16 protein-coding genes are annotated in these 12,719 nt (G+C 68.7%); all 16 read left to right on the top strand.

What is annotated here, in order from left to right:
* The first annotated feature begins 6 nt into the window (after positions 1-6).
* Complete coding sequence (locus ACOYJQ_RS15945; protein WP_433459820.1) at positions 7-636, top strand: DUF6441 family protein; 630 nt, start codon at positions 7-9, stop codon at positions 634-636.
* A gap of 63 nt (positions 637-699) precedes the next feature.
* Positions 700-957 carry a type II toxin-antitoxin system ParD family antitoxin gene (locus ACOYJQ_RS15940; protein ID WP_433459818.1) on the top strand — a complete coding sequence of 86 codons (258 nt, stop codon included), beginning with the start codon at positions 700-702 and terminating at the stop codon, positions 955-957.
* Positions 957-1,301, top strand: coding sequence for a type II toxin-antitoxin system RelE/ParE family toxin (locus tag ACOYJQ_RS15935; RefSeq protein WP_433459817.1), 345 nt, complete (start codon positions 957-959; stop codon positions 1,299-1,301). Before ACOYJQ_RS15940 ends, ACOYJQ_RS15935 begins: the two co-directional genes overlap by 1 nt.
* Before the next feature lie 32 nt (positions 1,302-1,333).
* Complete coding sequence (locus ACOYJQ_RS15930; RefSeq protein ID WP_433459816.1) at positions 1,334-1,753, top strand: hypothetical protein; 420 nt, start codon at positions 1,334-1,336, stop codon at positions 1,751-1,753.
* Between the two features lie 23 nt (positions 1,754-1,776).
* Positions 1,777-2,721, top strand: a complete 945-nt coding sequence (locus ACOYJQ_RS15925; RefSeq protein WP_433459815.1) for a phage tail tube protein — start codon at positions 1,777-1,779, stop codon at positions 2,719-2,721.
* A gap of 2 nt (positions 2,722-2,723) precedes the next feature.
* A complete protein-coding gene (locus ACOYJQ_RS15920; RefSeq protein ID WP_433459814.1) occupies positions 2,724-3,161 on the top strand; it encodes a hypothetical protein in 438 nt (145 codons plus the stop codon).
* On the top strand, positions 3,158-3,421 hold the full coding sequence (locus tag ACOYJQ_RS15915; RefSeq protein WP_433459812.1) for a DUF7697 family protein: 264 nt from the start codon (positions 3,158-3,160) through the stop codon (positions 3,419-3,421). Before ACOYJQ_RS15920 ends, ACOYJQ_RS15915 begins: the two co-directional genes overlap by 4 nt.
* Positions 3,422-3,465: 44 nt before the next feature.
* Positions 3,466-5,610, top strand: a complete 2,145-nt coding sequence (locus ACOYJQ_RS15910; protein ID WP_433459811.1) for a tape measure protein — start codon at positions 3,466-3,468, stop codon at positions 5,608-5,610.
* Complete coding sequence (locus ACOYJQ_RS15905; protein ID WP_433459810.1) at positions 5,610-6,236, top strand: phage distal tail protein, Rcc01695 family; 627 nt, start codon at positions 5,610-5,612, stop codon at positions 6,234-6,236. The genes ACOYJQ_RS15910 and ACOYJQ_RS15905 overlap by 1 nt, the downstream gene beginning before the upstream one ends.
* Complete coding sequence (locus ACOYJQ_RS15900) at positions 6,233-6,580, top strand: hypothetical protein (RefSeq protein ID WP_433459809.1); 348 nt, start codon at positions 6,233-6,235, stop codon at positions 6,578-6,580. Before ACOYJQ_RS15905 ends, ACOYJQ_RS15900 begins: the two co-directional genes overlap by 4 nt.
* Positions 6,573-6,704, top strand: coding sequence for a hypothetical protein (locus tag ACOYJQ_RS15895; RefSeq protein WP_433459808.1), 132 nt, complete (start codon positions 6,573-6,575; stop codon positions 6,702-6,704). The genes ACOYJQ_RS15900 and ACOYJQ_RS15895 overlap by 8 nt, the downstream gene beginning before the upstream one ends.
* Before the next feature lie 4 nt (positions 6,705-6,708).
* A complete protein-coding gene (locus ACOYJQ_RS15890; protein ID WP_433459806.1) occupies positions 6,709-7,365 on the top strand; it encodes a lysozyme in 657 nt (218 codons plus the stop codon).
* The gene (locus tag ACOYJQ_RS15885) at positions 7,362-7,571 is read left to right on the top strand and encodes a hypothetical protein (RefSeq protein ID WP_433459805.1); all 210 of its coding nucleotides are present in this window, start codon (positions 7,362-7,364) and stop codon (positions 7,569-7,571) included. Before ACOYJQ_RS15890 ends, ACOYJQ_RS15885 begins: the two co-directional genes overlap by 4 nt.
* Entirely contained in the window at positions 7,568-8,452 is an 885-nt protein-coding gene (locus ACOYJQ_RS15880; protein ID WP_433459803.1) for a DUF2163 domain-containing protein, read from the top strand. Before ACOYJQ_RS15885 ends, ACOYJQ_RS15880 begins: the two co-directional genes overlap by 4 nt.
* Positions 8,449-8,925, top strand: coding sequence for an NlpC/P60 family protein (locus ACOYJQ_RS15875; protein ID WP_433459801.1), 477 nt, complete (start codon positions 8,449-8,451; stop codon positions 8,923-8,925). The genes ACOYJQ_RS15880 and ACOYJQ_RS15875 overlap by 4 nt, the downstream gene beginning before the upstream one ends.
* A gap of 3 nt (positions 8,926-8,928) precedes the next feature.
* Positions 8,929-12,651, top strand: a complete 3,723-nt coding sequence (locus ACOYJQ_RS15870; RefSeq protein ID WP_433459799.1) for a baseplate multidomain protein megatron — start codon at positions 8,929-8,931, stop codon at positions 12,649-12,651.
* The last annotated feature ends 68 nt before the right edge of the window (positions 12,652-12,719 follow it).

The following is a 12,719-nucleotide window of genomic DNA, read 5'->3' as shown; positions in this document are numbered from 1 at the left end:
TCTGTCATGAAGCTGAAGGCTGACATCATCGGCAGCATTGCCCGCATCATGGAGGCCGAGACACGAGCGGGCGAACAGGCTGTCACGACGGCGATGCGCGAGGCTGGGACCGGCCTGAAATCCACCTGGCGCGCGCAGATCACCGGCGCGGGTCTCGGGGCGCGGCTCGCCCGCACCATTCGGTCCGAACAGTTCCCGAAAGGCAGGACCAGCCTCAATGCGGCGGCGCTGGTCTGGTCGAAGGCCCCGGTGATCGTCGGCGCCCACGATACCGGCCCTCTGATCCGCTCGAAGAACGGGTTCTGGCTGGCGATTCCGACGCCTGCGGCGGGCAAGTCCCTGCGCGGCGGGCGGATCACTCCCGGTGAGTGGGAACGTCGCACCGGCCTGCGCCTGCGCTTCGTCTATCGCCGGACGGGTCCGAGCCTGCTGGTCGCCGAGGGGCGACTGAACAAGAAGGGCCGTGCTGTAGCGTCCCGCTCGAAGACCGGTCGAGGGCTGACCACCGTACCGATCTTCCTGCTGGTGCCGCAGGTGAAACTGCGCAAGCGGCTCGATCTGGCGCGGGATGCCGAACGGGCCGTGGACGGCGTGCCGAAGCTGATCGTGGCAAACTGGGTTGAGGCCCGCCTCTGACCGTGGGTGTCGACATACATGGTCAATTGGCATATATTGCCAATGATCTTGCAGGAGAGCCACATGGCCACCCGAAACGTCGTTCTGACGGAAACCCAATCCGACCTGGTCGACCGCCTGGTCGCTTCCGGGCGCTATCAGAATGCTTCGGAAGCCTTGCGGGCCGGGCTACGATTGCTCGAACGCGAAGAAACCGAGCTGGGCGCGTTGCGTGACCGGCTGACGACCGGGCTGGAACAGGCCAGGCGTGGCGATCTGGCCGAGGGGAGCGGCGAGGACGCCATCCGGCGCGCCTTTGCGTCTGCGCGCGCCCGATCCTGATGCTCAAGCCGTGGCGCCTGACCCGGCAGGCCGAAGCATCGCTTGTCGACATCGCGAACTGGACCGTCGAGACCTTCGGCCCTCGACAGGCGGCCGCTTATGAGGAGGACCTGATCGCCCGCTGCGTGGAGATCGCGGCCGGTACGGCCATGTCGCAGGACTGCCGCCGGATCATCGACCCGGAGCTGCCCGAGGATCTGCGCTTCGCACGCTGCGGCCAGCATTTCGTCATCTTCGTCGAGGACGCTGAACAGGTGATCATCGTCGATTTCCTGCATGCCCGCTCGGACCTGCCGCGGCGGCTCGCAGCCATCACGGAACCGAAGCCCGAAAGGGACCACTGAAGCCGGGCGGGTCCCGGACAACCGGGACCGCCATGCCCTCCACTCGCGAAACCATCCTCACCGCGCTGCACACGCGGCTTGTCGCGCTGCCCGCCACCGCCCTGCGCGGCGAGGTGCTGCCGGAACGTGTGCCGGCAGCCGGGCTGCTGATCCTGCGCGACGGCGAACCCGGCGAACCCGAGGTGACGCTATCGCCCTTGCGCTATCACTACCAGCACCGGGCTGAGATCGAGGCGGTCGTGCAGGGCACCAACCGTGACGCCGCTTTTGACAACCTCAGCGCCAGCATCGGAACGGCGCTTGCCGCCGACCGCACGCTCGGCGGTCTCTGCGACTGGGTCGAGGCAGAAGCCCCGCAGCCCGTCGATCTGCCGGTGGACGGCGCGGCCAGCCTGAAGGCGGCCGTCATTCCGGTGGTGCTGCATTATTCCACGGCCGACCCGCTCGGCTGAACCCCTTCGACAAGGAGACCGACATGGCACGCGCCCAAGGGGCGCGGGCGCGGATGGCGCTCGCGTTCGAGACGACCTATGGCACGCCGCCGGCAAGCGGCTACACCCGTATGCCCTTCGCCAGCGCCACGCTCGGGGCGGAACAGCCGCTGCTGAACTCGGAGCTTCTGGGCTATGGCCGCGATCCTCTCGCGCCCATCAAGGACGCGGTAACCGCCGATGGCGATGTGGTGGTGCCGATCGATGCCGAGGCCTTCGGCTTCTGGCTGAAGGCGGCCTTCGGCGCGCCGACCACCACCGGCAGCTCGCCCGGTCCATATACCCATACGTTCCAGTCCGGCAGCTGGACGCTGCCCAGCATGGCGATCGAGACCGCCATGCCCGAGGTGCCGCGCTACGCCATGTATTCCGGCGTGGTGCTGGACCAGCTCAGCTGGCAGATGCAGCGCTCGGGCCTGCTCACCGCCACCGCGCGGCTGGTGGCGCAGGGCGAAACGGTGGCCACGACCAGTGGCGCGGGAACACCGGCAGAGCTCGACCTGATCCGTTTCGGGCATTTCAACGGCTCGATCAAGCGCAACGGGGCTGCGCTCGGCAACGTGGTCTCGGCCGAAATCACCTATGCCAACAATCTGGACCGGATCGAGACCATCCGCGCCGACGGCATGATCGACGGCGCCGATCCGTCCATTGCCGCGCTGACCGGCCGGACCGAGGTGCGCTTCGCCGACAGCACGCTCGTCAGCCAGGCGATCAACGGCACGCCCTGCGAGCTGGAGTTTTCATACACGTTGATCTCTGGCGAAAGCCTGACCGTCACCGTCCACGCCGTCTATCTGCCGCGCCCGCGGATCGAGATTTCCGGGCCGCAGGGCGTGCAGGCCAGCTTCGACTGGCAGGCCGCGCGCGACGCCGCGCTGGGGCGGATGTGCACCGTCACCCTCGTCAATGATGTGGAGAATTACTGACCATGATCCGTCTCGATCTTTCCAGCGGGCCGAAATGGCTCGATCTCGGGGCTAGCCTGCGACTGCATGTCCTGCCCGTCACCACCGCCATCATGGTCGCCGCGCGCAACGACCCGGCAGTGGAATCGCTGCCCGAGGCGGCCAGCAAGGAGGAGATGGCGCTGGTCATGGCCAAGGCCGTTGCCCGCCGCGTGGTCACCGACTGGGAGGGTGTCGGCGATGCCAATGGCAAGTCCGTCCCCGTCACGCCGGAAGGGATCGATGCGCTGCTCGATATCTGGCCGGTGTTCGAGACGTTCCAGACCCGCTGCCTCGCACCGCATCTGATGCTGGACGCGGAAAAAAACGCCTCCGCGCCCTCGCCGAATGGCACTTCGGAGGGGGCGACGCCTATTGCCAGGCCTGCGAAGGCCCGTGCCCGGACTGCCCGGCGCGCGTGAGTCGTCCGGAAACTCCAGAGGGTTGGCAGGTCTGGGATCTGGCGCAGCGACTGACCGGCCAGCTGCGCATCGCCGCCGGCATGGGCGGTGGTGCCGTCATCGGCTGGGACATGTCGGCGGCGCTCGCCATGGCGCAGGCGCTCGGGCTCGATCCGCTGATCGCCGCCGAATGCCTGCCCGAGATCGAGGCGGTGATGGTCCGCAAGCTCAACGAACAGATGGCATCCGGTGATCGGTCGCCGCCGGGGCTGGCACTCTAGCGCCGGCAAGCACGCCCAATTCCGCCCGTCAGGAATAATGATCCATGGCACAGAAGAAGGTCTCCGTCCGCCTCGTCGCCGAAGGCGGCCGGCAGGTGAAGGCCGAGTTTCTGGGGATCGGCGACGCCGGCGAGAACAATTTCAAGCGGATCGAGCGGCAGGCCGACATCACAGGAGCGGTGGTGCGCCGGGTCATGGGCGTCCTCGGCGCGGCGATCAGCACGCGCCAGCTCGTCGCCTATGCCGACCAGTGGACCGACCTGCGCTCGCGTGTCGATCTCGCCACCGGCTCGCAGGAAGCCGGCGCGGCCGTCATGGACCGGCTCGCCGGGATGGCGCGGCGGACCTATTCGAGCCTCGGGCAGACCACGGAGTCCTGGCTCGCCAATGCCACGGCCCTGCGCGAACTGGGGCTGACGACGGCGGAATCGCTGGATTTCACCGAGGCGCTGAACAACGCCATGGTCGTCTCTGGCGCGCGGGCCGAGCGCGCGGCTTCGGTGCAGAACGCGCTTTCCAAGGCCATGGCCCTCGGCAGGCTCAGCGGAGACAACCTCAATACCGTGATCCAGACCGGGGGGCGGCTCGCGGAGTTGCTGGCATCCGAGCTCGGCACCACCGTCTCCGGCCTGCGCACCCTCGGTCAGCAGGGGGCGATCACCGGCGATGTCATCCGCACGGCGCTGATCGGCAATCTCGAGCTGCTGCGCGAGGAAGCCGACAGCATGCCGGCGACCATCGGCGATGCCTTCACGCTGATCGGCAACGCCGCCTTGCAGCTGGTCGGAACCTGGGATCAGATGGCAGGCGCCTCCTCGACGGTGGCGGGTGCGCTGATCCTGCTGGCCGACAATCTCGAACGGCTCGCCGCCATCGGCATCGCCTTCGCCGCCTTCATGGCCGGCCGCTGGGTCGCGGCGTTTGTCGCCGCCCGTGTCGCCACCTTCAGCCTCTCGGGCGCGCTGACGCTGCTGCGTGGGGCGATTATTCGCACCGGGATCGGCGCGCTGATCGTCGGGGCGGGCGAGCTGATCTACTGGTTCGGCCAGCTCGTGAAGGGCGCAGGCGGCTTCAGTTCGGCGCTCGAGCTGATGGGCAATGTGGCGCGAGCCGTCTGGGACGGGATCAAGGCCACGCTCGGCTCCTTCGTCGACGACTTCCGTGCCCTGCGCGCCGATATCGAGGCGATCTGGCTGCGGCTGATGGCGTTTCTGTCGAACAAATGGGCTGATTTTCTCGGCACCATCGGGCCGACCTTCAACGCTGTCGCCGAGACGATCGGTGCGGACGCGCGGATCGACTGGTTCGGCGCGCAGTCTTATGCCTCGATGCTCGACCACGCCGCCAGCAACGCCGGGGCGATGGCCGACCGCTATCGTCAGCGCGCCGCCGACACGCGGGCCGGAGCCTTCGAGGGCGTCGGTCCCGCAATGCAGGCGCTGCGCGATGCGCTGAGCGGGGATGACAGCGAAGGCGCACTCGACGACGCGGCTGCGGCTGCGGGCCGCGTCACGGATGCCCTGAACGCTTCAGAAACCGCAGCAAGGGGCGCCGGAGCGGCGGGCAGAACCGCCGGAGAAGAGACCCGTGCCGGGGCCGAGGCTGCCGCGACCGGCTGGGCGGCGGTGGGCCAGACCCTCGCCGACTATGCCACCAAGGCGCGCGACATCGGCGGGGACATCGGCAATGCGCTGGTTGGCGCGTTCCGTGGCGCCGAGAACGCCATCGGCGAATTCGTGAAGACCGGCAAGCTGAAGTTCGGTGATCTGGTCACCTCACTGATCGCCGATCTGGCGAAGCTCGCCGCAAGACGCTTTATCCTTGGTCCGCTGGCAGGCGTGCTTTCCGGCGTGCTGGGCAATCTCGGCGGTGGGATCTTCGCCAACATCCTGCATGCAGGCGGCATGGTCGGTGCGCCGGGACCGGGCCGCATGGTGCCCGCGCTCGCCTTCGCCAATGCCCCGCGTATGCATTCAGGCGGCTGGGCCGGGCTCAGGCCGGACGAGGTGCCCGCGATCCTGCAGCGCGGTGAGCGGGTGCTCTCGCGGCGAGAGGCAGCGGGTTACGGCAATGGCGGCAATGTCACCGTGAACATCAACGCCCGCGATGCCGAAAGCTTCCGGCAATCCCGCACCCAGATCGCCGCCGACATTGCCCGCGCCGTGTCGCTCGGGCGGAGGGGGATGTGATGGCTTTCCACGAGGTCCGGTTTCCGGACGACATCAGCCGTGGTGCACGCGGCGGGCCGGAGCGGCGCACCCAGATCGTCGAACTGGCCTCGGGCGACGAAGAACGCAACGCCAGCTGGGCCAACTCGCGCCGCCGCTATGACGTGGCCTATGGCATCCGCCGTGCCGACGATCTCGCCGCCGTCGTGGCCTTCTTCGAGGCGCGCAACGGTCGCCTGCATGGGTTCCGCTTCAAGGACTGGGGCGATCACAAGTCCTGCCTGCCCTCGGGCACGCCATCGCCGAGTGACCAGGCCATCGGCACCGGCGACGGGGCGACGACCGCCTTCCAGCTGGTGAAACGCTACACTTCCGGGGCGCAGTCATGGATGCGGGCCATCACCAAGCCGGTTGCGGGGACGGTGACCATTGCCTTGAACGGCGTTCCGCAACCCTTGGGCTGGTCGGTCGCCACCACCACCGGCCTCATCACCTTCACGACGGCACCCGTCGCAGGTGTCGCCGTCACCGCGGGCTTCGCGTTCGACGTGCCGGTTCGCTTCGACACCGATGTGCTCGACGTCACCCTCGACCTCGAGCGCCTCGGCTCGATCACCTCCATCCCGCTGCTGGAGATCCGCAGATGAACGACGAGACCGGATTCCTTGCCGCGGTGCTGAAAGAGCTCGCAGCATCGACAGCAGTGATCCTTGCCGCCTGGGGCGCGCTCGGCGGGGCCACCAACGCGCTGACCACGCGGATGCGGTTGCGCGACGCGCTGCGCCACATCCTCTTGGGCGGGCTGATCGCGGCAGGAATGGGCAGCCTGTCGATGGCGCTGGTCACAAGCTGGCTCGGCCTGCCGCCCGAGGCGATCCCGGCCGGCGGGGCTGCCGGATCGGCCGCCTATCTGGTCGGCGTTTTCGGTCCCGCCTTCATCGAGTTGATCCTCGCCCGGCTGCGTGGCGCGCAGGGAGGCCGCGATGAATGAGCTTCTCCGCCTCGCGCGCTCTCTGCGCTGCGACCCGTCCGATCCCGGTCAGGCGCTTCGCCACCGGCTGGGTGTCGGCATCGCCGTTGCCGCGCTGATCCTGATCCTCTCGCTTCTGGGGTGATCCCATGCACATGACCGACCGGGGTCTGCTGGCCCTCGTCCGGCACGAAGGCATCGTGCCCGGACCCTATCTCGATGTGAAACAGGTCTGGACCTTCGGCATCGGCCATACGGCCGCCGCCGGGTCGCCCGATCCGACGCGGATGCCACGCGGCATGCCTGCCGATCTCGATGCCGGTATCCGCGAGGCGTTCAAGGCCTTCCACACCGATCTGGCGGCCTATGAGGCGGCAGTGCGACGTGCCGTGACCGTGCCGCTTGCCCCGCACGAATTCGATGCGCTGGTCAGTTTCCACTACAACACCGGCGGCATCGCCCGCGCCGCGCTGACGAAGCACCTGAACGCGGGCAACCGCGCGGCGGCGGCTGAGGCCTTCATGGGCTGGCTCAAGCCCGCCGCGATCCGTTCCCGGCGCGAGGCCGAGCGCGATCTCTTCCGCCATGGTCGCTATCCGGCCGGCACCATCCCGGTCTGGGCCGTCGACCGCAATGGCAGGGTCGATTTCTCGCGACCCGTCCGGCGGCTGACCGAGGAAGACGCGCTGGCGCTGCTGCGTCCAATAAGCGTGCCTGCGCCGCCACCGGTGCCGACCCGACCCGCCGTCACCCCGTCGTGGTGGCAGCGGTTGATGGAATTTCTGACAGGAAAGGCAACATCATGAACTGGAACCTCGCCCGCGGCCTCGTCTATCTCGCCTGTCTTGCCGCATCCGGCCTTGCCATGGCGGGGCTGGCGGATTTCGATCTCGCCACCGGCACGCTCGATATCCGGCCTTTCAATCTCTATGCGCTCTTCGGCGCGGGCGGCGGCGTGGTGTCGTCGGCTCTCGCCTCCGTGGCGCTGCTGCGCGGCTGGGGGCGAAGGTGAAGGCGCTTTCGCCCGCATTTCAGGCGCATCTTGACGAAGGCACGACGACGCTCGCCTGGTGCTGGCGCATCACCCGTGCCGATGGCGTCACATTCGGCTTCACCGATCACGACCGGACCCTGTCGTTCGACGGGACCGATTTCGAGCCGGAAAGCGGGCTGACCGCCTCCGAGGTGCGTTCCGGCTCCGACCTGTCGGTCGACGCACAGGATGCCGAGGGCGTGCTAACCTCCGACCGGATCACCGAGACCGACATCTTCGACGGCCGCTGGGACGCGGCGCAAGTCGAGGTCTGGCGGGTGAACTGGAACGATCCGGCGCAGCGCGTGCTGATGCGGCGCGGCGCCATCGGTCAGATCCGGCGCGGGCGGCTCGCCTTCGTCGCCGAGGTGCGCTCGCTCGCGCATGTCCTCGGCCAGACGATCGGGCGGACGTTTCAGGCAACCTGTGACGCCGCGCTCGGGGATGCGCGCTGCGGCGTCGATCTGGAGGATCCGGCCTTCAAGGGCAGCGCCGCGGTGATCGACATGCTGCGCGACCGCGCCTTCACCGCCTCGGGCCTCGCCGGTTTTGCCGCGGGCTGGTTCTCCTTCGGCACGGTCGAATGGACCAGCGGCGCCAATGCCGGGCGGCGGGTCGAGGTTCTGTCGCATGACCTCGTCGACGGGGTGGCGATCCTGACCCTGCTCGAAGTGCCGGTGCGGCCGATCACGGCGACGGACGCCTTCACCATCCGCGCGGGCTGCGACAAGCGCATGGAGACCTGCGGCGCGAAGTTCGCCAATGTCGCCAACTTTCGGGGCTTCCCGCATGTCCCCGGCCAGGATGCGGTTCTGCGTTACGCGACGAAGGACGGCGGGCACGACGGGAGCGTACTGTGAGAGCCGCCAATCCAGAGCGGGTGATTGCGGCGGCGCGATCCTGGCTCGGCACACCGTATCACGACCAGGCGAGCCTGCGCGGTGTCGGCTGCGACTGCCTCGGGCTGGCGCGGGGCGTCTGGCGCGACGTCGTCGGCCCCGAGCCGTTCCCCATCCCGCCCTACAGCCGCGACTGGGGCGAGACCGGCCCGCGCGAGGTACTGGCCGAGGGCGCGCGGCGCATGATGATCGAGGTGTCGCCCGCCGAGGGCGGGCCCGGCGCGCTGGTCCTCTTCCGCATGAAGCCCCGCGCCATCGCCAAGCATGTCGGGATCCTCACCGCGCCCGACAGATTCCTCCACGCCTACGAGCGGCTCGGCGTGATCGAGGAACCGCTCACCCAAGCCTGGCGGCGGCGCATCGCCTACGCCTTCCTGTTTCCTCGCCCGGCCGCACCCGCGTGCAAGAAGCCCCGGCGCAAGAGAAAGTCCTGATCCGTGGCCACCCTCGTTCTCGGTGTCGCTGGCGCCGCCATTGGCGGCAGCATCGGCGGCGCGATCCTCGGTGTCAGCGCCGCGACCATCGGCGGCTTCATCGGCTCCACCATCGGCTCGGTGGTCGACAGCTGGATCGTCTCGTCACTCGCGCCCACCCAGCGTATCGAGGGTGCGCGGCTCGACACGCTGCGCATCACCTCGGCCACCGAAGGGGCAGTGATCCCGCGGCTCTACGGCCGAATGCGGATGGGCGGCAACATCATCTGGGCGACGGATTTCCGCGAGGAAACGAAGACCACCACGCAGGGCGGCGGCAAGGGTGGTGGTGGCGGCAAGGTCAAGACCACCGAGTACCTGTACTACGCCTCCTTCGCCGTGGCGCTCTGCGAGGGCCCGATCACCGGGATCGGCCGCATCTGGGCCGACGGCAAGTCCATGGACCTCTCCGGCGTCACCTGGCGCTGGTATCCCGGCAGTGAGGCTCAAGGTCCCGATCCGTTCATCGCGGCGAAGATGGGTGCGGCGAACACGCCCGCCTATCGCGGCACGGCCTATGTCGTCTTCGAGGAACTGCCGCTTTCCAGCTACGGCAACCGCCTGCCGCAGCTCTCCTTCGAGGTGTTCCGGCCGCTCGCCGATCCCGACACCGCCGAGGGGCTGACCCGCGCCGTCACCATGATCCCGGCCTCGGGCGAGTTCACTTATGCCACACAGGCGATCCGCAAGACCGATGGCGGCGCGACGCAGGCGGAGAACCTGAACGCGCTGGCCGACTCCACCGACATGGTGGAGGCGCTCGACCGGCTGCAGGCCATGGCCCCGGCGGTCGAGAGCGTCAGCCTCGTCGTCGCCTGGTTCGGCGACGACCTGCGCGCGGGATCCTGCAAGGTCCGGCCCGGCGTCGAGGTCTCGGCCAAGTCGACCACGCCCGCCAGCTGGTCGGTCAACGGGGTCAGCCGCGCCAGCGCCTTCCTCGTCAGCCGCGACGATCAGGATCGCCCCGTCTACGGCGGCACGCCGTCCGACTTCGCGGTCGTGCAGGCGATCCAGGAGATGAAGGCGCGCGGGCTGCGCGTCACCTTCTATCCCTTCATCCTGATGGATGTGCCGCCGGGCAACACGCTGCCGAACCCGTATTCCGACAATGCTGCTGGGACCGGCCAGCCCGTTTTCCCGTGGCGCGGGAGGATCACCTGCTCGCCTGCCGCAGGTTTCGCCGGGACCGTGGACAAGACGGCCACGGCCGCAAGCCAAGTCGCCGCGCTGTTCGGCGCGGGCACGCCCGCGAATTTCAACGTCTCGGGTCAGTCGGTCATCTGGACCGGCTCATCGGGCGACTGGGGCCTGCGGCGCATGGTGCTGCACTATGCCCATCTCTGTGCGGCCGCGGGCGGGGTGGACGCTTTCCTGATCGGCACCGAGATGCCGGGGCTCACCACCATCCGCTCGGGCGCATCCAGCTATCCGGCCGTGCAGGCCTATCGGGATCTGACCGCCGATGTCCGGTCCATTCTCGGGGCCGGAACGAAGATCGGCTACGCTGCCGACTGGTCGGAATATTTCGGGCATCAGCCGGGCGACGGCAGCGGCGACGTGTTCTTCCACCTCGATCCGCTCTGGGCCGATCCGGAGATCGATTTTATCGGCATCGACAATTACATGCCGCTCTCCGACTGGCGCGACGGCTTCGAACATGCCGACGCGGCCGAGGGCTGGCCCGCGATCTACGACCGGGCCTATCTGCAGGCGAACATCTCAGGCGGGGAAGGCTTCGACTGGTTCTACGCCAGCGCCGCCGATCGGTCGGCGCAGGTCCGCACCCCGATCAGTGATGGCGCGGCCGGCAAGCCGTGGGTCTTCCGCTACAAGGATCTGCGCGCCTGGTGGTCGAACCAGCATTACAACCGCCCCGGCGGGGTGGAGAGCGGGACGCCGACGGCGTGGGCGCCACAGTCGAAGCCGATCTGGTTCACCGAACTCGGCTGCCCGGCCATCGACCGGGGCACCAACCAGCCGAACGTCTTCTTCGATCCGAAGTCGTCCGAGAGCTACACGCCGTATTTCTCGCGGGGCTGGCGCGACGACGCCATCCAGCGCGCCTATCTCGAGGCGACCTACCTCTGGTGGGGCAAGGCCGCGAACAATCCGCTGTCCTCGGTCTACGGCGGCCGGATGGTGCGCGTCCCCGAATGCGCCGCCTGGACCTGGGACGCGCGGCCCTATCCGTTCTTTCCAGCTCTGGAAGACGTCTGGACCGACGGCGGAAACTGGCGGCTCGGGCACTGGCTGACCGGGCGGCTCGGCGCGGTGTCGCTGGCCGCCCTCGTGCGGCACCTCTGCCTGCGCGCTGGCATGCCCGAGGCGAGGGTCGATGTCTCCGGCCTCTGGGGTGCGGTCGAGGGCTATGCCATCACCGCGCTGGAAAGCCCGCGCGCCTCGATCACCACGCTGTCGCGGCATTTCGGCTTCGACGCGGTGGAGACCGAGGGCGTCATTCGTTTCATCATGCGCGGCCGGGCATCGGTCGCCACCCTCGCACCCGACGATCTGGTCGCGGCCCGCGACGGCGAGGTGCTGGAGCTGACGCGCGGCCAGGAGACGGAACTGCCGCAGGCGCTGAAATGGCAGCTGGCCCGCGCCGACGAGGATTACGATGCCGCTCTCGTCGAGGCGCGGCGCATCACCGTCGACACCACGCGGATCGCCTCGGAGTCCTTCCCCATGGCGGTGCCGCCCGAGGAGGCCGAACGGCGATGCCGCCGCGCGCTGATGGAGGCGTGGGTGGGGCGCGAGACGGCGGCATTCCGTCTGCCGCCCTCGCGCCTTGCGCTCGATCCCGCCGATGCGATCCGGCTCGAGCACGACGGGCGGCTGGTCGACCTGCGGCTGGTCTCCATCGCCGACGCCGAGGCCCGCGGCACCGAGGCCGTGCGCCAGGACCGGGATGCCCACAACCTGCCACCCGGATCACCCCGACCGTCGTCGGTCCCGAAGGCAGTGGTGTTCGGCACGCCGGATGCGGTGCTGATGAACCTGCCGCAACTCACCGAAGACCTGCCCGCGCATCGACCGCTTGTTGCCGCCCACGCCGTTCCCTGGCCGGGTGAGATGGCGGTATTCCGCAGCCCTTCGACCGATGGCTTCGAGCTGCTGACGACCTTCGGCAGTCGCGCTCGGATTGGGGCGCTGGTCGCCGATCTCTACGCAGGCCCCACCTCGCGCTTCGACCTCGGCAACGCGCTGGTGGTCGATCTGCTGACCGGAACGCTGGAGAGCGTCACCGACCTGACGCTGTTCGGTGGCGCGAATGCGCTGGCAGTGGAAACCGCGCCCGGTGTTTGGGAGATCGTGCAGGTGGGCGCGGCCGAGCTGCTGGCGCCCGGTCGGTATCGTCTCACCCGGCTCCTGCGCGGCCAGCGCGGCACGGAAGGCGCGATGGGCAACCCGGCGCCGACAGGCGCGCGGGTCGTGGTGCTGGACGACAGCCTCGCCGCGCTGCCGATCGCCGAGGCCGATCTCGGGCTGCCGTGGAACTGGCGCATCGGCCCGGCAAGCCGCCCGGTCAGCGACGAGACCTATGTTGCGCAGACCTTCACGCCCGAAGGCGTCGGGCTGCGGCCGTTCTCGGTCGCGCATGTCGAGCAGCCGTGGCGCAGGCCTCGCAGTACGCAAACGATCAAGGCCTCGGCATTATCTCGCGCGCATGAGGCCGTTGCGTGGTAGACTGGAGATGGTTTCAGAGGATCTTCTGCTCCAGTACCTTTTGGGCGTCGCGCAGTTTTTTCCATTCC

This window comes from Pseudochelatococcus sp. (assembly GCF_050946405.1).
In the GTDB taxonomy this organism is placed as follows: domain Bacteria; phylum Pseudomonadota; class Alphaproteobacteria; order Rhizobiales; family Beijerinckiaceae; genus Pseudochelatococcus.
This window is presented reverse-complemented; position numbering and strand designations above follow the sequence as displayed.